At 66.8% G+C, this 17,215-nt stretch carries 18 protein-coding genes and 1 tRNA gene; 8 read left to right on the top strand and 11 right to left on the bottom strand.

The features are described from left to right. Positions 1–118: 118 nt before the first annotated feature. From hisH to CNO20_RS06545, 6 genes are all read left to right on the top strand, one after another. Positions 119–778, top strand: coding sequence for an imidazole glycerol phosphate synthase subunit HisH (hisH, locus tag CNO20_RS06570; RefSeq protein ID WP_101295336.1), 660 nt, complete (start codon positions 119–121; stop codon positions 776–778). 109 nt (positions 779–887) lie between these two features. Further along, positions 888–1,694, top strand: a complete 807-nt coding sequence (pheA, locus tag CNO20_RS06565; protein WP_101295335.1) for a prephenate dehydratase — start codon at positions 888–890, stop codon at positions 1,692–1,694. 153 nt (positions 1,695–1,847) lie between these two features. Beyond that, positions 1,848–2,261 carry an Hsp20/alpha crystallin family protein gene (locus tag CNO20_RS06560; RefSeq protein WP_101295334.1) on the top strand — a complete coding sequence of 138 codons (414 nt, stop codon included), beginning with the start codon at positions 1,848–1,850 and terminating at the stop codon, positions 2,259–2,261. A gap of 183 nt (positions 2,262–2,444) precedes the next feature. After that, a complete protein-coding gene (gene hsp14, locus CNO20_RS06555; RefSeq protein WP_101295333.1) occupies positions 2,445–2,882 on the top strand; it encodes an archaeal heat shock protein Hsp14 in 438 nt (145 codons plus the stop codon). Positions 2,883–3,100: 218 nt separating this feature from the next. Next, on the top strand, positions 3,101–5,959 hold the full coding sequence (gene leuS, locus CNO20_RS06550) for a leucine--tRNA ligase (protein WP_101295332.1): 2,859 nt from the start codon (positions 3,101–3,103) through the stop codon (positions 5,957–5,959). 93 nt (positions 5,960–6,052) lie between these two features. Continuing rightward, positions 6,053–6,286, top strand: a complete 234-nt coding sequence (locus tag CNO20_RS06545) for a DUF7535 family protein (RefSeq protein WP_101295331.1) — start codon at positions 6,053–6,055, stop codon at positions 6,284–6,286. Between the two features lie 68 nt (positions 6,287–6,354). Here CNO20_RS06545 and CNO20_RS06540 read toward each other — a convergent pair whose 3' ends face one another. The 3 genes from CNO20_RS06540 to CNO20_RS06530 all read right to left on the bottom strand — a co-directional run bounded on the left by CNO20_RS06540 (position 6,355) and on the right by CNO20_RS06530 (position 8,623). Further along, on the bottom strand, positions 6,355–6,906 hold the full coding sequence (locus CNO20_RS06540; protein ID WP_101295330.1) for a hypothetical protein: 552 nt from the start codon (positions 6,904–6,906) through the stop codon (positions 6,355–6,357). 2 nt (positions 6,907–6,908) lie between these two features. Next, on the bottom strand, positions 6,909–7,454 hold the full coding sequence (locus CNO20_RS06535; protein WP_143423156.1) for a winged helix-turn-helix domain-containing protein: 546 nt from the start codon (positions 7,452–7,454) through the stop codon (positions 6,909–6,911). Between the two features lie 176 nt (positions 7,455–7,630). After that, positions 7,631–8,623 (bottom strand): ornithine cyclodeaminase family protein, encoded by a 993-nt coding sequence (locus CNO20_RS06530; protein ID WP_101295328.1) that lies wholly within the window; start codon positions 8,621–8,623, stop codon positions 7,631–7,633. 116 nt (positions 8,624–8,739) lie between these two features. On the opposite strand from CNO20_RS06530, the gene CNO20_RS06525 reads away from it, so the two are divergent. Continuing rightward, complete coding sequence (locus CNO20_RS06525; protein WP_101295327.1) at positions 8,740–9,237, top strand: hypothetical protein; 498 nt, start codon at positions 8,740–8,742, stop codon at positions 9,235–9,237. A gap of 204 nt (positions 9,238–9,441) precedes the next feature. Here the strand turns inward: CNO20_RS06525 and CNO20_RS23660 are convergent, their stop codons facing one another. The 6 genes from CNO20_RS23660 to CNO20_RS06495 all read right to left on the bottom strand — a co-directional run bounded on the left by CNO20_RS23660 (position 9,442) and on the right by CNO20_RS06495 (position 14,200). Beyond that, on the bottom strand, positions 9,442–10,497 hold the full coding sequence (locus CNO20_RS23660; RefSeq protein WP_233203948.1) for a hypothetical protein: 1,056 nt from the start codon (positions 10,495–10,497) through the stop codon (positions 9,442–9,444). A gap of 600 nt (positions 10,498–11,097) precedes the next feature. Beyond that, entirely contained in the window at positions 11,098–12,732 is a 1,635-nt protein-coding gene (thsB, locus tag CNO20_RS06515) for a thermosome subunit beta (RefSeq protein WP_101295326.1), read from the bottom strand. A gap of 377 nt (positions 12,733–13,109) precedes the next feature. Continuing rightward, positions 13,110–13,280, bottom strand: a complete 171-nt coding sequence (locus CNO20_RS06510) for a hypothetical protein (RefSeq protein WP_199174752.1) — start codon at positions 13,278–13,280, stop codon at positions 13,110–13,112. 224 nt (positions 13,281–13,504) lie between these two features. Next, positions 13,505–13,585, bottom strand: a tRNA-Ser gene (locus CNO20_RS06505). Positions 13,586–13,613: 28 nt separating this feature from the next. Continuing rightward, positions 13,614–13,820: a DUF7981 family protein gene (locus CNO20_RS06500; protein ID WP_101295324.1), complete on the bottom strand. Its 207-nt coding sequence runs from the start codon at positions 13,818–13,820 to the stop codon at positions 13,614–13,616. Continuing rightward, complete coding sequence (locus CNO20_RS06495; protein ID WP_101295323.1) at positions 13,820–14,200, bottom strand: Rid family detoxifying hydrolase; 381 nt, start codon at positions 14,198–14,200, stop codon at positions 13,820–13,822. Before CNO20_RS06495 ends, CNO20_RS06500 begins: the two co-directional genes overlap by 1 nt. Before the next feature lie 144 nt (positions 14,201–14,344). Between CNO20_RS06495 and CNO20_RS06490 the strand changes: the two genes are divergently transcribed. After that, on the top strand, positions 14,345–15,199 hold the full coding sequence (locus CNO20_RS06490) for an SDR family oxidoreductase (protein WP_101295322.1): 855 nt from the start codon (positions 14,345–14,347) through the stop codon (positions 15,197–15,199). 12 nt (positions 15,200–15,211) lie between these two features. Here CNO20_RS06490 and ilvA read toward each other — a convergent pair whose 3' ends face one another. Beyond that, positions 15,212–16,423, bottom strand: a complete 1,212-nt coding sequence (gene ilvA / locus CNO20_RS06485; protein WP_101295321.1) for a threonine ammonia-lyase — start codon at positions 16,421–16,423, stop codon at positions 15,212–15,214. Between the two features lie 202 nt (positions 16,424–16,625). Further along, the gene (locus CNO20_RS06480; RefSeq protein WP_101295320.1) at positions 16,626–17,039 is read right to left on the bottom strand and encodes a gamma-glutamylcyclotransferase family protein; all 414 of its coding nucleotides are present in this window, start codon (positions 17,037–17,039) and stop codon (positions 16,626–16,628) included. Positions 17,040–17,215: the final 176 nt, after the last annotated feature.

Below are 17,215 nucleotides of genomic sequence, written 5' to 3'. Positions count from 1 at the left end.
ATCACCCCGGTCGGTCGGGACTCGCCGTGTCCCCGATCGGCCACGCTCCTCCCGATGACCCGCCGGCGAAACCGCCCGAACGGAAAGTCACTTGACCGTCCGGCGCCGCGTGTACGGTATGAGCACGACTCCGCCGCCCGAGGAGGCGCTCGCCGAGGTCGTCGTCGTCGACTACGGCCTGGGGAACCTCCGGAGCGCCACGCGCGGGCTCGAACGCGCCGGCGCGGCCGTGACGATCACCGACGATCCGGACGCGCTCGGCGACGCCGACGGCGTCGTCCTCCCCGGCGTCGGCGCGTTCAGCGAGGGGATGGAGAACGCGGGGCCGTTCCGCGAGGCGCTCCGCGAGGCCGCCGAGCGCGGCCAGCCGATCTTCGGCATCTGCCTCGGGATGCAGATGCTCCTGACGACGAGCGAGGAGGCCGAGCGCGCCGGCGAGGGCGACGTCGAGGGGCTCGACTTCATCCCCGGCCGGAACGTCCGCTTCTCGCAGGGACAGAAGGTGCCGCACATGGGGTGGAACGAGCTGCGCGTCGAGCGCGACCACCCGCTCGTCGACGGGGTCGACGGCGAGTACGCCTACTTCGTCCACTCGTACTACGCGATCCCCGAGGACGAGGGGGCGGTCGTCGCGACGACGGGCTACGGGATCGACTTCCCGTCGATCGTCGCCAACGAGGCCGGGAACGTCTTCGGGACGCAGTTCCACCCCGAAAAGAGCGGCGAGACGGGGCTCCGGATCCTCCGGAACTTCGTCGAGCTCTGCGCCGACCGGTAGGTATCGAACGGCTTCGTCCCCCGCGGCGGCCCCCGTCGCCGTGTGCCGACGCGCGAAGCGCCCGTCGCACCCGACGCCCTTTTGACACCGACGGTGATACGCCAGGGTGATGAAAGCCGTCACGCTCGGTCCCGCGGGGACGTACTCGCACCGCGCCGCCCGCGCCGTCGCGGACGAGGTCGACTTCCGCGAATCGGTCACCGCGATCGTCGCCGCCGTCGCCGACGGGGAGTTCGACCGGGGCGTCGTACCCATCGAGAACAGCATCGAAGGGAGCGTCACCGAGAGCCTCGACGCGCTCGCGGAGCACGACGTCGCGGTCGTCCAGGAAATCGTCACGCCGATCCGCCACGCGCTGCTCGCGCAGGGCGAGGACTTCTCGGTCGTCGCCAGCCACTCGCAGGCGCTGGCGCAGTGCCGGACGTACCTCGAATCGCACTACCCCGACGTCCGCCTCGAGGCGGTCGCGAGCACGGCCCGCGGAGTCGAGCGCGCCAGGCAGGACGCGTCGGTTGCGGGCATCGGACATCCGGACAACGCGGGCGAGGATCTGCTCGTCGTCGCCGAGGACATCCAGGACCGCAGTTCGAACGCGACGCGCTTTCTCGTGGTCGCACCCGCGGACGAGCGCTCCGACGCGGGCGGCAAGACCTCCCTCGTCGTCTACCCGAACGCGAACTACCCGGGCCTCCTGCTCGAACTGCTCGAAGCGTTCGCCGAGCGGGACATCAACCTCTCGCGGATCGAATCCCGACCCAGCGGCGACCGCCTCGGCGACTACCTCTTCCACGTCGACTTCGAGGCGGGGCTGTACGAGCAGCGGGCGAAGGACGCCGTCGAGGAGGTCGAACGGATCGCCGCGAACGGGTGGGTGCGGCGGCTCGGCTCGTACGACACCCGTCACGTGCTCTACTGACGAGGGGAGCGGTCCCCCGACCGCCGGCCGCCGGCGGGACGCGCTCGACCCACCGGTATCCGCGTACCGTCGACGCGACGGTATCCGCCTGCCGACGGCAGGCGATGAGACCGGCAAGAAGCTTGAAGTGACAAGCAGACCGACGGGACGGTGATGTCGGACCGCTACGACCCGTTCAGGGAGATCGACGAGCTGTTCGAGCGGATGAACCGCGGGTTCAGCGACGCCGGGTTCGGCGGGCACGAGGTGTCGGTCGACGTCAGCGAGACGGACGACGAAGTCCTCGTCGCCGCCGACCTGCCGGGGTTCGAAAAGGAGGACATCGACGTGACCGTCGCCGACCGTCAGCTCCGGATCGGCGCCGAAGCGGACCGCTCGCGTGAGGCGGCCGACGCGCGGTACCACCGCCGCGAACGGGCTCGACGGAACCTGACGCGGACGGTCTACCTCCCGGAGGAGGTCGACGAGAGCGGCGCGAGCGCAACCTACAAAAACGGCGTGCTGACCGTCACGTTGCCGAAGCTCGGCGACGACGCGGACGGCGGGCGGCGCATCGACGTGGAGTAGGCGACGGTTCGGGGGCGACGACTCGACGTCGAGACGTCGACGACGCGGCGTCGACACCCGCCACGCGCGACGCCAGATCGGCCGATATTACGCCATCTGTACCTTCTAGCGTGCGATTAGCTATTCAGCGTCCAAGAATGTTTAATATCTCGGAAGTCGAAATAAGATGCGGTGAATAGGAAGATGATGCGACGTTCTAACCCCTTCGAGGAGATCGAGCGGATGTTCGAGCGCATGAGCCGGCAGTTCGACGACATGGGTCGACAGTGGGAGGGCGGCGTGATGCAGACTGGAGGCGTCAACGTCGACGTCGCCGACCACGACGACGAGATCGTCGTGACGGCCGACCTCCCGGGCTTCGAGAAGGAGGACATCGACGTGTCCCTCTCGGAGCGGACCCTGACCATCCGGGCGGACCACGAGATGGAGGACGAGAGCGAAACCGGCGAGTTCATCCGCCGCGAGCGCCGGAGCGCCTCCGCGAGCCGCACTATCCGGCTCCCCGAGGACGTCGACGAGGACGGCGCGAGCGCAACCTACAAAAACGGCGTGCTGACGGTCGCCCTGCCGAAGCTCCACGCCGACGAGGGCGAGACCTCGCACCGCATCGACGTCGACTGAGTCGATCGGACGAGCGCTCTCCGCGCCGAACGCCCCCACCCCGAATTTTTGCGCTCGTTTCGACCGCCGAGCGGGCGCTACCGCCGGCTATCGGAGCGTGGGGGACGCGGGAGCGCTCCGTGCCACGAGTTAGCGCCTCTCGCAATTTTTGCCCCAATCGAACAGGGGCGCAAGTCAAGTAAAGACGTATTTTAAGGCGGGACCCCACATGGACACCTATGGACTACAACCCGCAGGAACTGGAGCAGCGCTGGCGGGAGCGCTGGGCCGAGACCGGCCGGTACGAGGCCGACCCCGGCGACGCCGATTCCGAGGAGCCGACGTTCATCACCGTCCCCTACCCGTACCCGAGCGGCGGGATGCACATCGGGCACGCCCGGACGTACACCGTGCCGGACGTGTACGCCCGGTACCGCCGCCAGCGGGGCGACAACGTCCTCTTCCCCATCGCCTGGCACGTCACCGGCACGCCGATCATCGGGGCCGTCGAGCGGCTGAAGAAGGGCGAGGAGAAGCAGCTGTCGGTCCTGCGCGACACCTACAACGTCCCCGAGGAGACGCTGCAGGACCTGGAAACCCCGATGGGCTTCGCCCGGTACTTCATCGACGAACACTACAAGAGGGGGATGAAGTCCCTGGGGCTGTCGATCGACTGGCGCCGGGAGTTCACGACGAACGACGAGCGGTACTCGAAGTTCATCACCTGGCAGTACGAGACGCTGCGGGAGCGCGGCCTGCTGGAGAAGGGGCTGCACCCCGTCAAGTACTGCACGAACGAGCGCCAGCCCGTCACGACGCACGACCTGCTGGAGGGCGAAGAGGCGGAGTTCCAGGAGTACACGCTGGTGCGGTTCACCTTCGAGCGCGACGGCGAGACGGTCGTCGCGCCGATGGCGACGCTGCGCCCAGAGACCGTCTACGGCGTCACGAACGCGTACGTCAACCCCGAGTCGGAGTACGCGGTGGCGGAGGTCGACGGCGAGATGTGGTTCGTCTCGGTCGACGCGGTCGAGAAGCTGCGCCTGCAGGCCCGCGAGGTCGAGATCCGCGAGGAGTTCGCCGGCGAGCGGCTCGTCGGCGAGCGCGTGACGAACCCGATCACCGGCGACGAGGTGCCGGTCCTGCCCGCCACGTTCGTCGACGCCGACAACGCGACCGGCGTCGTGATGTCCGTGCCGGCGCACAGCCCGGACGACTACGTCGCGCTGCTGGAGGCGAAAGCGGACGCCGAGCGGATGGAGACGTACGGCGTCGATCCGGCCGACGTCGAGGCCATCGATCCCGTTCCGATCCTGGAGATCGACGAGTACGGCGAGATCCCCGCGCGCGACGCCGTCGAGGAGCGCGGCATCGACTCGTCGGACGACCCGCGGCTGAAGGAGGCGACGAAGGAGGTGTACAACCGCGAGTTCCACGCCGGTCGCCTGCTGGACGTGTACGGCGAGTACGCCGGCGAGGTCGTCGAGGACGTTCGCGACCGGTTCCGGGCGGACTACAGCGAATCCGGCGCGTTCGACTCGATGTACGAGTTCAGCGAGGAGGTCGTCTGCCGCTGCGGCGGCGACGTCGAGGTCGCAGAGCAGGAGACGTGGTTCCTGCGGTACGACGACGAGGCGTGGAAGGCGAAGGCCCACGAGGTCGTCAGCCGGATGGACGCCGTCCCGGAGAACACCCGCGGCGAGTACGACCACACCATCGACTGGCTGAACGAGTGGCCCTGCATCCGCAACTACGGGCTGGGGACCCGCCTGCCGTGGGACCCGGACTTCGTCATCGAGCCGCTGTCGGACTCGACGATCTACATGGCGTACTACACGGTCGCCCACCGCCTGCGGGACGTGCCCGTCGAGGAGCTGACCCGCGAGTTCTTCGACACGCTGTTCTACGGACCGGAGGCGGTCGACGAGCCCGACGAGACCGCGCTGGAGCTGCGCGAGGAGTGGGACTACTGGTACCCCGTCGACTACCGGTTCTCCGCGAACGACCTGATCTCGAACCACCTGACGTTCTACCTGTTCCACCACGCGGAACTGTTCCCCGAGCCGAAGTGGCCGCAGGGGATCGTCATCATGGGGATGGGTCTCCTGGAGGGCCGGAAGATGTCCTCCTCGAAGGGCCACGTCGTCCTGCCGGGCGAGGCGATCGAGACGTACGGCGCCGACACGGTCCGGTTCTTCCTCCTGAACTCGGCGGAGCCGTGGCAGGATTACGACTGGCGGGACGACCAGGTGGGCAGCGTCCGCGACCAGCTGGAGCGCTTCTGGAACCGGGCCCAGGAGATCATCCGGACGCCCGAAGGTGAAAGAGAGCTGGCGCACGTCGACCGCTGGCTGCTCTCGAAGCTGCAGACGACCGTCCGCGAGGTCACGGAGGCGATGGAGCGCTCGGAGACGCGCTCTGCGAGCCAGGAGGCGTTCTACGGCTTCGAGGAGCACCTCCGGTGGTACCGCCGCCGGGCCGACCTGGACCGACCGGGCGCGCGGTGGACGATGCGGAAGGTGCTGGAGACGCGGCTGCGCCTCCTGGCCCCGTTCGTCCCGTTCGTGACGAACGAACTGCACGAACAGCTGACCGGAACCCCCGCCGAGGACGCGCCGTGGCCCGAGCCCGATGCCGAGTTCGAGAACGTCCGCGTCGAGGTCGAAGAGCGGCAGGTCGAGCGGCTGACCGGCGACGTGCGCGACATCGTCGACGTCACGGACACGGATCCCGAGGTGATCCGGGTGTACGTCGCCGCCGACTGGAAGCGCGAGGTGTTCGACGCCGTCGTCGAGGAGGGCCCCGACGTGGGCGCGGTCATGGGCACCGTGATGCAGGACCCGGACCTGCGCGAGCGCGGCGACGAGGTGAACCGGCTGGTGCAGGACCTGGTCGACGTCGCGCGCGGCCGGGACGACGAGACGCTGGCGGCGATGGCGGAGACGGACGAGACCGCCGTCTACGAGGGCGCGACCGACTTCCTGGAGCGCGAGTTCGACGCCGACGTGGAACTGTACGTCGAAGGCGAGGAGGCGTACGATCCGGCCGACCGCGCGAAGAACGCGGTCCCGTTCCGTCCGGCGATCCACATCGAGTGAGGAGACGGCCCGCCGCTCTCCGAGGAGTCCGAGTGAACCGCCGAGGGAGGAATCCCGTCAACTCTTATTCGGCCCGCGAGCGTACTCGCGGGTATGAGTTCGAACGAGGAGCGGGAACCCGGCGCGCTGACGAGAGCCTACCGGACGGTCACGCCCCCATACCGCGGCCACCCGGACAGCGAGATGAACACCATCGGCATCGCCTACGCGCTGCTCCTGGTGATCCTCATCGTCCCGCTTTTGCCGTTCATGATCGTCGTCTGGCTCGTCGGCAAACTGTTCGACGCCCTCTCGGGCCGGCGCGGCGGCGGGGAGCCGTCGCCGTAGCAGTTCGAGAGAAGCGCACGTTTTCTATCAGCCACCTGAATCGGAAAATAAGGTGCGCTTTCGGAGAATCAGTTGGATTGCGGAGATGCGTCGAGGGACTCACGAAATACGGTAAGTCGGTTCGGAAGGTTTCGGAGACAGTCGCTCAGAATCCACCGCGGTGTCGCATCACCGAACGTCACGCCATAGCGCTCCGTGCTCCCATCCGGGTATTCCTCCTGAAAGTGTGCCTCGCCGAGATCGTTGAAATGCTCATCCTGATGCCAGCCACAACTGAGCGTGTAGGCTTCGGGGAGTGTCGGGTCGTTCACATCCGCAGCGTCAATAGCAGCCTCGCTATCCGGTTCCTCGTACCACTGAATTGTGAAGTGATCCGTTCCGACCGCTCGTGGCGACCACCACACTTCAAGCGTACCGATCGGTGCGGGATACGCCTCCCCAACGAACTCCGTCGGGTTGATCGACGCAATAACCGTGTCGGGCGTGATGCGGCTGGGATCGAACCGTGTATACACCACTCCCGGCTCCATTTTCAACCGATCATTGAGTTGGTAGAGAATTTGCTTCCGTGTCCGTGGACTCCCGCCATCGAAGGCGAGTTCTGGCTCTTCGCCCGGCATCGCTATCCGTTCGTCGTGGCCTCAGATGTCGCAAGTGAGTGGGTAGCCGTGAACTGGTGGAGGTCATCGTACAGTCGAATTGCGTGGCGGATGAGTGTCCGCATCTCCAGATTGTACTCCCACGTGTCGATTACCCGCTCGCGTTCCCGGCGTTCTTCGATACGTAGTGACTCGTCGAGCGTCGTTCGGAGTTCGTCGGCATCTTCGACGTCGTATTCATCCTGCCACGCTTCGATCCGAGAGCTAATCGCGTTCAATTCAGCCGTGAGTTCGTCCTTTGTATGTTCGTCAACGAGGTCGCCGATTTCACCGAAGAACTGTTCTCGCGGGTTGGGGTAGTAGAGCGTCTTTTGCCCACGGTCGGTCGTGAGTAGCCGCTTATCGTCAGCGAGTTTAGCGAGGTATTTGCGTGCCGTCTTGTAGTTGACGTTGGCTTGGTCGGCAACCCACGAGGCACTGCGGGGATGCGTAAGCATCTCGGCGACAGCCCGGACACGGTCCTCGCTGTCCATATCATCGGGCCATCGTTCGGGTGAATCAGGCGGCATCACTACTACCTACCCAGCCCATTATCGTAAATCTTTGGTGCCGAGAGGAAATATATCCAAATCCGTGGGTGGTTAGGAAGACACCAGTTCTCCGGAGATAGCGTGCGTGGGCAATTATCCCGACGTTCGCTCGAACTGGTAGCGCGGGCGCGAACCGACCGAAAAGCGGACCGTCCTCAGTCGTCGAGGCCGATCAGGTCGAAGGGGTAGCCGTTGTCGTTCTCGTTCGCGTGCTCGTAGACGACGTGCGCGGCCGCGACGTCCTGGATCGCCAGCCCGGTCGAGTCGAAGACCGTGACGCCGTCGTCGGCGGTGCGTCCCTCCTTCTCGCCGACGACGATCTCGCCGATGGCACCGTAGATGTCCTCGTCCGTCAGCGTCCCCTCGCGGTAGGGGACGTTGATCTCGCCGGAGTGGGTCGTCTGCTCGTAGTCGTCGATGATGAGCTTCGCGTCGAGGAGCACCTCGTCGGCGAGTTCGTGCTTGCCCTCGGCGTCGGCCCCCATCGCGTTGACGTGGGTGCGGTCGCCGACGGCCTCGCGGGGGACGATGGGGTCCTCGACGGGCGTCACGGTCGAGAGCACGTCGCGGGAGGCGGCCTCCTCGATGGAGCCGCCGCGAACGTCGAAGCGGTCCTCGAAGCGCTCGCAGAACGCGGCGACGCGCTCCGCGTCGAGGTCGGAGACCACGACCTCCTCGATGGGGCGCACCGCAGAGATCGCCTCCAGCTGCGTGTACGACTGGACGCCCGCGCCGATGATGCCCATGCTCGTGGCGTCCTCGACGGCGAGGTGGTCGGTGGCGACCGCGGCCGCCGCGCCCGTCCGCTGCATCGTCAGTTCGGTGCCGTCGAGGACGGCGAGCGGGAAGGCGTTCTTGGGGTCGGAGTAGATCATCGTCCCCATGACGGTCGGGAGGTCGTACGCCTCGCGGTTGTCCGGGTGGACGTTCACCCACTTGATCCCCGCGGCGTCCCAGTCGCCCGCGTCCAGGTACGCCGGCATCGACCGGAAGTCGCCGTTGTACTGCGGCAGGTCGATGTACGACTTGGGCGGCATCTGCGCGTCGCCGCGCTCGTAGGCGGCGAAGGCGTCCTCGATCGCGCGGATGAGCTCCGGCATCGGAGCGTTCTCGTGCACGTCGGCGCTGTTCAGCAGCAGCGTCTTCATGTGCGCAAAATTTGCGGGATCGTATTTAGTTACTGCTGAACGCGACTGCCCCGAAACGGATTATGCTATGGTTTCGTCCGAGTTGGTGCAGTAATCGTCATCCGATCGCAAATCTGATGACAAGGACGAGAAAGTCGGACGTAGTCGCGCCCCGAATTTCGAGACGCGCCCTCGTCGCGTCGATCCCTCCCGCGCTAGTAGCAGTCGCTGGCTGTTCGGCACTGTCATTACAGTCGTCAGAATCGCGGAACGCCGCCCGGATCGTCGGTCCCATCGTCGCCAAGAACGACACCGAAGAGGCGCGAACGGTCCACCTCCGAATCGACGATGCGGACGAGGTCGTGTACGAACGAACCGCCGAGATGCCGCCCGGAGACCCCCGTGACGGCTCGGAGCACGTCTTCGACGGACTCCCGCGAGGCCCCGGCCGGTACCTCGCGACCGCGTGGCTCGAAGGACGGGACCGGAACCCGGAACACGGCTTCTCGACGACCGACGTCGAGTACGACTGCGTTCAGTTCGGCGTCGTCGTCGAACAGCGAGGCACCCCCGAGCCGACGGTCGCCGTGACGGCCGGACGCGCCGAGTGCCCCGACGAAACGGCGCGGTCGTAGTCCCCGCTCGGGGCGTTCAGGTCGACACACGCGGATTATCGTCCCCGCGGGCGACGCGGAAGCCGACCGGCCCGTCGACGTTGTCGACGCTGTCGAGGTCACCATCGCGCTCGGCTCCGAGAAAATGAAACCGGCCGACAACTACGGGACGGCGGCTCGTTTGCCGCCCGCCCGAACGACGCCGCGTCGGGTCCGGCCGTCAGTTTAGCTGTTCTGCTCCAGCGCGTCCAGGATCTGCTCCAGCACCTCGATGGCCTGGTCGATCAGCGAGATGAACGCGTCGCTCGAGAGGAAGTCGCGGAGGTCCTCCAGCAGCTCGATGAGCCGCTCGATGAAGGAGGCGAGCTCGTCGCGGTCCTCAGGGTCCTCCGGCATCTCCGGGTCTTCCGGCATCTCCGGCTCCTCCGGGTCGTCCGGCATCTCCGGCATCTCGCCGTCACCGGCCAGGGCGTCGCGGAGCTGCTCCAGCAGTTCGAGGAGCTGGTCGATCAGCGAGACGAGCTCGTCACCGGCCAGGAGCTCGCGGAGCTGCTCCAGCAGCTCGATGAGCTGGTCGATGATCGAGATGATCTGCTCGCGGTCGTCGGGCTGCTCGGGTTCCTCGGGCTCCTCAGGCTCTTCCGGCTCCTCAGGCTCTTCCGGCTCCTCAGGCTCTTCCGGCTCCTCAGGCTCTTCCGGCTCCTCCGGCGGGCACGGCTCCTCGGGTTCTTCCGGCTCCTCGGGCTCTTCAGGTTCTTCGGGTTCCTCCGGCTGCTCCTCGGCGGCGGTCACTTCGAACGACTTCTCCTCGGAGGTGAAGAGCGTCCGGTCGCCGGTGTCGATGCCCAGCTGCGTCGTGTACACGCCTTCGTCGAACGCGGACGCGTCGAAGGAGATCGCGTACTCGAATGACGGAGCGCCGTCGACGTGCTCGCCGTAGCCGAACTCGTAGGTCTCCCCGGTGCGCTCGTCAGTGCCCGAGTCGGTGGCGAACCCCTCGGTGCTGACCGGGTCGATCTCCAGCGAGTCCTGCATGCTCTCCACGTCGATTCCGTCGCTGTCGCCCTCGACGTCGAGGACCGTCCCGTTAGGCGCGAAGTAGACCGTCACCTGGTCGCCCTCGTCACCGTCCTCGGGGGCGAACGTGAGGGCGAACCGGTCTATCGGGATCCGCTCGTCCTCTCTGATCTCCACCGTCGAGGTCAGCTCGACGGTCTCCGACTGCTGTACCTGATCGGGCCCGTCGACCGTCGTCAGAACGGCGGCGGAGGGCTGTGCCATCACGATGACGCTGAGGATAACGCACACCGTGAGTAGAACGCTCGTTACTCGCTTCTTACGTCCCATTTATGTATGTATCTGTTTCTTACGAATGTTGATTGAGCTATACAATAGGAGAAATGAAACTCCACAATAAAATACTTTCTTAAGGAATTATTGAAATTATAACAGACCAATCAATTAATCGCAATCTGATACGTGATCAGTCAACGTGGACGCAAGTCGGATCTGCGGTCGGTGGCGCGCGCTGATCGGCCTCCGGCGTTCAGGTCACCCGGCTGTCACTAGTATGGTCGTCGACGATCGAATTCGACGGGAGTGCGGCGGTTCCCGCACACAGGAACCGGCCGTCAGTCGAACGAGCGACCGTCGGTCCCGTCCAGTGGCGATTACGGCGGCTCGTCGGGGGTGACGGGCGGAAAAACGAGTCGAAACGCAGTCGTCCGGCGGCGAAACGGATGTGGGATCAGTTCGCTCACCGCGAGGGCCGTCAGGCCCGAGCCGAGGAGCGAACGGAGCGTAGCGAAGTGAGCGACGAGCGTTTTCGATCGAGCTTTTGCCGAGGGCCGCCGGAGGCGGCCCGTAGAGCAAAAGGTCGTTTTACATCGCGCCGCCCATGCCGCCCATACCGCCCATGCCACCCATGCCGCCGGCGCCGCCCATCTCCTCGTCGTCGCCCTCGGTGGAGAGGTCGCCGGCGGCGATGATGTCGTCGATCTTGAGCACGAGGTTGGCGGCCTCGGTGGCGGAGGCGATCGCCTGTTCCTTCGCGTGGGCCGGCTCGACGATGCCGGCGTCGAAGGTGTCCTCCACGTCGCCGCTGAAGACGTTCAGGCCGGCGCGGACCTCGCCGTCCTCGTGGGCCGCGCGCAGGTCGACGAGCGTGTCGATGCTGTCGAGGCCGGCGTTCTCGGCGAGCACGCGCGGGACGAGTTCGAGCGCGTCGGCGAACGATTCGACCGCGAGCTGCTCGCGGCCGGAGACCGAGTCGGCGTAGTCGCGGAGCCTGGAGGCGAGTTCGACCTCGATCGCGCCGCCGCCGGCGAGGACGCGGCCGTCGGAGACGGTCGTCGCGACCACGTCGAGCGCGTCCTCGATGCCGCGTTCGAGCTCGTCGACCACGTGGTCGGTCGAGCCGCGCAGCAGCAGCGTGACGCCGTGGGCGTCGTCGCCCTCGACGTAGAACAGCTCGTCCTCCTCGTCGCGGCGGACCGAGCCGTGGCCGAGGTCGCCGTCCTCGACGCTGTCGAGGTCAGTGACGATGGAGCCCCCGAGGACGTTCTTCAGGAACTTCATGTCCGACTTCTTCACGCGGCGGACGGCGAGGATGCCCTCCTTGGCGAGGTAGTGCTGGGCGAGGTCGTCGATGCCCTTCTGGCAGAAGACCACGTCGGCCCCGGCGTCTTTGATCTGCTGGACCTTCTTCTTCAGCTGCTCTTCCTCCTGGTCGAGGAACTTCTGGAGCTGGTCGGGGCTCTCGATGTTGACCTGCGTGTCGGCGTTGGCCTCCTCTACCTCGATCGATTCGTTCAGGAGCAGCACCTCGGCGTCGTCGAACTCGACGGGCATGTCGTCGTGGACCGGGTCCTTGTCGATGACCGCGCCCACGAGGAGTTCGGACTCGCCGGCCGACCGGCCTGTCTGGGTCTCGATGTTGACGTTCTCCAGGTCGACGACGTAGGAGCCGTCGTCGGCCTCGACGGTGACCTGCTGGACGGCGCCGACGACGAGGTCGGCGAGCAGTTCCTTGTTGAGCTCGGCGCCCTTGCCCGTCATCGAGGTCTCGGCGACCTTCTTCAGGAGCGCCTCGTCCTCGGGGTCGACCCGCTCGGCGACGTTGTCGATCTCCTCGCGCGCCTTCTCGCTCGCGAGGTGGAAGCCCTTGATGACCGCCGTCGGGTGGATGTCCTGCTCCAGCAGGTCCTCGGCGTTCTTCAGGAGCTCGCCGGCGATCGCGACGGCCGTGGTCGTGCCGTCGCCCGCCTCGTCCTCCTGCGTCTCGGCGACCTCGATGATCATCTCGGCCGTCGGGTTGTCGATGTCCATCTCCTTCAGGATGGTGACGCCGTCGTTCGTGATGGTGACGTCGCCCATCGAGTCGACGAGCATCTTGTCCATCCCTTTCGGCCCGAGCGTCGAACGAACGGCCTCCGCCACCGCCCTGGCCGCGGCGATGTTGTACTCCTGCGCGTCGCGGTCCTTGACGCGCTGGGAATCCTCTCCGAGAATAATCATCGGCTGACCCTGCATTCGCTGACTCATAGTCCATCGGTCGATTGTTTGTGCTTCTATATAAAATATGCGGAAATGGATTCGGCCCGGGTCGAGTCACGGGGCGAAATAGTTCGAGAAAAACGGCCGACTGAACCGGCCAATCGGGACGTTCGTGCGAACGTTCGACGGGATCTGACGGCGGAGAAATCTTCGATCGTGACGGTCATTTATATACTTGGCACGGGCGCCGGACGCCGAAGCGACGACCGGACGCTGACCTCGGGGGCGTCCTGCGGGCGCGTCGGACGCCTCGAGTCCGGGCCGCTCCGGAGCGCGTAGATCACATCGCGCGAACCTCCCGCAAAAATGACGTCCGCCGAACCGGCGGGTCAGAACGCTCAGTCGTCGAGTTCGGGCGGTTCGGTGAGCAGCTCCTCGTCGATCTCGTCGAACCGCGGCGGCTCTTCCTCCCCGTCCAGTGCCCGGATTTCACGTCGAGCGAGGCGGGCTTCGAGTTGCGCTTGCTTGTTCAGCCCCTTCTTCTCTCGACCGCTCTTCGTGTCAGGCATTGTCAGCCAATGGTTGGCCCGCATCCGTCATGAACGTTTTTGATGAAACGACAACAGAAAATCGGGGCGTCGTGAACGAGCGCGGAGGGGCGGCCCCTCGCGCCGCGGAAGGCGCCCGGTCGCGGGCGGGCGGTCCGCCGCGAGAACGAGGAGTCGAAGACGCGGAGAGTGCGCCCGCGACCGGCGCCGAGGCTGGACTGTGCGTCGTTCCGTCCCGAGAGAAGCGCCGGGACTGGGATTTGAACCCAGGATCCCAGAGGGAACACGCTTTCCAGGCGTGCGCTTTACCACTCAGCCATCCCGGCTCGCAACGATTGTAGCATGGTCCGGCGTTTAAGTCCTTCCCTTCGTCGTCAGCCGGTGTTCGGTCGCGTACGTCGCCCCGGCGACGACGGCCCCGATCAGCGCGGCGACGGCGAGGCGGGCGAGAAAGCCCACGGGGAGCCGACCGTCGACGAGGACGTACCCCTGCGCGAGCACGAGGAAGGTCAGCGCGCCGACCGCGCCCCACAGGAGGCTCGATTTGACTCTGCGACGCACTACTCCAGCGCGGCGACGGCCTCGATCTCGACGCCGACGCCCTTCGGCAGGTTCGCCACCTCCACGGCGCTTCGCGCCGGCGGCTCGTCGTCGAAGTACGTCGCGTAGGTCTCGTTCATCTCGTCGAAGTCGTCGATGTCCCCGAGGAACACCGTCACCTTCAGCACGTCCGCGGCGGACGCGCCCTCCGATTCGAGGATCGCCATCACGTTGTCGAGCGCCTGTTCGGTCTGCGTCGCGATGTCCTCGCCGTCGAGGAGGTCGCCGTCCGGCGTGAGGGGGATCTGCCCGGCGGTGAAGAGGATGGAGCCGTTCGTCGTCGCCTGGCTGTACGCGCCGACCGCGGCGGGCGCGTCGTCCGTGCTGATGATCCGCTTCATACCGGGCGATCGAAGGCCGGTACAATAAAGGTACACAGCCCGAGAGCGGAGCGCCGGGGAGCGCACCGTGCCGAATCGGCGGCCGCCGTTCCGCCGTCGGTACGTTGACACCGCTTATACCGCTTCGCCGAGTACCGTCCGGACATGTCGACCGACGCAGACGGAACCGACCTGACCGCGGACGAGGTACTGGTGATCGACGACGAGCGATTCGCGCCGGAGAGCGCCGCAATCGTCACGGGCGCGGCGTCGGGCATCGGCCGGGCGACGGCGGCGGCGCTCGCGGCGAACGGGCTGACCGTCGTGGCGACGGACGTTGACGAGGACGGGCTCGAAGAGACGGCGGACCTCGCGGCGGATATCGACGCGGCCGGGACGGTGGAGACCGTCGGGGCGGATCTGACGGACGACGCCCAGGTCGAGGCGATCGTCGAAGCGGCCGCCGACGAGGGGTCGCTCCGCTACGTCGCCAACATCGCCGGCATGCAGCACATCGACCCGATCGAGGAGTTCCCGATGGAGACGTACGACACGATGCACGACGTGATGGTTCGCGCGCCGCTGCTGTTGACGAAGCTGGCGCTGCCGCACGTCCGCGCGACGGACGACGGCGTCGGGTGCGTCGGCAACATGTGCTCGATCCACGGCCACGTCGCCACGCAGGACAAGGTCGCCTACATCACCTCGAAGTTCGCCCTCCGGGGGTTGACGCAGTCCATCGCCGCCGAGGGCGGGGGCAAGATCCGCGCGTTCACCGTCAGCACGAGCTACGTGAGCACGCCGCTGGTGACGAACCAGATACCGGACACCGCTCGGGAGCGCGGGATCACCGAGGAGGAGGTCATCGAGGACGTGATGCTCGGCGGGTCGCGCGTGAAGGAGATGATGAAACCCGTCGAAGTGGCGAACCTGTTCGTCTTCGGCTTCTCGAAGCACGCGAAGCACCTCGACGGCGGCGACCTGCTGTTCGACGGCGGGCACGTCCCGACGTACGAGTGAGCCGCCGGCCGCTCAGACCAGCACCTCGACCGCGTACCCGTTCGACCGCAGGGCGTCGAGCAGCTCCTCGACGTGGTCCTCGCCGCGCGTCTCCAGGTCGAGGACGACCTCGGCGGCGTTCATCGCGATGTCCCGGGAGGTCCGGTCGTGCTGGATGGCGTAGATGTTCGCGCGGGCGTCGGCGATGATCCCGATCAGATCCTCCAGCGCGCCCGGGCGGTCCTTGAGGACGGTCCTGATCTTGAGGTAGCGGCCGGTTTCGACCAGCCCGCGCATGATGACGGTCGTGAGGGTGTTCAGGTCGATGTTGCCGCCGCTCAACACCGGGACGATCGTCTCGTCCGGGTCGTAGGGGAACTTCTCGAACAGGAGCGCGGCGAGCGGAACCGCGCCCGCGCCCTCGACGAGCGTCTTGCTCCGTTCGAGCAGGAAGGCGAGCGCCACCGCGATCTCCTCGTCGGAGACGGTGACGACCTCGTCGACGCGCTCCCGTATCACCTCGAAGGTGCCCTCGCCGACGGACCGCGTGGCGATGCCGTCGGCGATGGTGTCGACGCTGTCGAGTTCGTGGACCGACCCCTTGTTCAGCGACTCGGCGGCGCTCGACGCCCCCTCGGCCTGGACGCCGATCACGCGGATCTCCTCGCGCGTCTCCTTCAGCGCCGTGGCGACGCCGGCGATGAGGCCGCCGCCGCCGATGGGGACGACGACCGTCTCGACTTCGGGGCAGCCGTCGAGGATCTCCAGGCCGATCGTTCCCTGGCCGGCCATGACGTGCTCGTCGTCGAACGCGTGGACGTACGTCCGCCCCTCCTCGCGCTCGATCTCGTGAGCCTTCGCCTGCGCCTCGTTGTAGTCGACCCCGTGGAGGATCACCTCGCCGCCGTAGCGCCGGGTCGCCTTGATCTTCGATATCGGGGCGTACTCCGGCATCACGATCTTCGAGTCCACGCCCGCGCGGGTGGCGGCGAGCGCAACGCCCTGGGCGTGATTGCCGGCGCTGGCGGTGACGACGCCCGCGTCCTTCTCGGTCTCCGAGAGGGTCGCGATCCGGTTCATGGCCCCGCGGATCTTGAACGATCCCGTCCGCTGGAAGTTCTCCAGTTTGAGGCGGACGTCGGCGCCCGACATGTCCGAGAAGGTGTGAGAGTACTCGAGCGGCGTCCGGCGCGCCACTTCGTCGACGCGGTCGCGAGCCGCGAGAACGTCCGAAAGCGAAAGCATGTGTGAGGTACCCGGCGGTGATTGTTAATCGTTTATCTCCGGAAAGGATGAGGGGAAAGGGGGGAACGCACGCGTGTGACGTGCAACTCATCGATAGATCCCCGAGTATATAAACGTCCGGCACGCGGAGCGGAAGTGAAAGTGCACGACTGCGTCGGGGTGGTCGGCGCGTCAGACGCGCGTCGGCCGCTCGTCATCCGTATCAATCTATCGGTCGGATTCTCACGTCGTTGTCCGCGACGTACCGCCGGACGCGCGCGTCGAGCGGGCCCGTTCCGGGCCACGCGACCTCGTCTTCGACGCCGAGGAGCTCCGGGTCCCCGACGTAGGCGGCGACGGCGTCCGTCGCGCTCTCGTCCACGTCGGCCCCGGGGCGCCACGGTATCGCCACGCGCACGTAGAGGCCGCGGTCCGCACCTTCGTACGCGTCGAGCGCCTCGACGTCGTCGGTTCGCAGGATCCTCCCCGCGACCTCCCCGCCGGGCGCGAGCGTCGGATACCGCCCCTCGACGGGTCGGAGGCCGTCGACGACGGCCGCGCCGACGAAGGCGTACGAGTCGAGCACGGCGGCGACGCGCTTCGGATCCGTGAGCGTTCCGTAGACGAACACGTCCATGCGATCGGGTTCGTCGGCCCGCCGTATTACGTTCCCGGCGCGGTCGGCTTGACGGGCGCGCCGGGCGTGCGGATCGAGTCCCCGGGGGAGACCCTACTCCGGCTCGGCGGACGCGCTCGCGGCGGAGGGGAACGAAACCGTCGACGGGAGCGACCGGGTCCCGCCGACGGCAGGTA

The sequence above is a fragment of the Halegenticoccus soli genome (genome assembly GCF_002844195.1).
Classification (GTDB): domain Archaea; phylum Halobacteriota; class Halobacteria; order Halobacteriales; family Haloferacaceae; genus Halegenticoccus; species Halegenticoccus soli.
The sequence above is the reverse complement of the archived record's forward strand: the minus strand, read 5'-3'. Positions and strand labels throughout refer to the sequence as shown.

Coding starts and splice junctions, on each gene's coding strand:
- leuS (WP_101295332.1), top strand. CDS start 3,101: ATGGACTACAACCCGCAGGAACTGGAGCAGCGCTGGCGGGAGCGCTGG.
- CNO20_RS06560 (WP_101295334.1), top strand. CDS start 1,848: ATGTCGGACCGCTACGACCCGTTCAGGGAGATCGACGAGCTGTTCGAG.
- CNO20_RS06545 (WP_101295331.1), top strand. CDS start 6,053: ATGAGTTCGAACGAGGAGCGGGAACCCGGCGCGCTGACGAGAGCCTAC.
- CNO20_RS23660 (WP_233203948.1), bottom strand. CDS start 10,497: ATGGCACAGCCCTCCGCCGCCGTTCTGACGACGGTCGACGGGCCCGAT.
- thsB (WP_101295326.1), bottom strand. CDS start 12,732: ATGATTATTCTCGGAGAGGATTCCCAGCGCGTCAAGGACCGCGACGCG.
- hsp14 (WP_101295333.1), top strand. CDS start 2,445: ATGATGCGACGTTCTAACCCCTTCGAGGAGATCGAGCGGATGTTCGAG.
- CNO20_RS06530 (WP_101295328.1), bottom strand. CDS start 8,623: ATGAAGACGCTGCTGCTGAACAGCGCCGACGTGCACGAGAACGCTCCG.
- CNO20_RS06510 (WP_199174752.1), bottom strand. CDS start 13,280: ATGCCTGACACGAAGAGCGGTCGAGAGAAGAAGGGGCTGAACAAGCAA.
- hisH (WP_101295336.1), top strand. CDS start 119: ATGAGCACGACTCCGCCGCCCGAGGAGGCGCTCGCCGAGGTCGTCGTC.
- CNO20_RS06495 (WP_101295323.1), bottom strand. CDS start 14,200: ATGAAGCGGATCATCAGCACGGACGACGCGCCCGCCGCGGTCGGCGCG.
- CNO20_RS06535 (WP_143423156.1), bottom strand. CDS start 7,454: ATGCCGCCTGATTCACCCGAACGATGGCCCGATGATATGGACAGCGAG.
- ilvA (WP_101295321.1), bottom strand. CDS start 16,423: ATGCTTTCGCTTTCGGACGTTCTCGCGGCTCGCGACCGCGTCGACGAA.
- CNO20_RS06490 (WP_101295322.1), top strand. CDS start 14,345: ATGTCGACCGACGCAGACGGAACCGACCTGACCGCGGACGAGGTACTG.
- CNO20_RS06540 (WP_101295330.1), bottom strand. CDS start 6,906: ATGCCGGGCGAAGAGCCAGAACTCGCCTTCGATGGCGGGAGTCCACGG.
- CNO20_RS06480 (WP_101295320.1), bottom strand. CDS start 17,039: ATGGACGTGTTCGTCTACGGAACGCTCACGGATCCGAAGCGCGTCGCC.
- CNO20_RS06525 (WP_101295327.1), top strand. CDS start 8,740: ATGACAAGGACGAGAAAGTCGGACGTAGTCGCGCCCCGAATTTCGAGA.
- pheA (WP_101295335.1), top strand. CDS start 888: ATGAAAGCCGTCACGCTCGGTCCCGCGGGGACGTACTCGCACCGCGCC.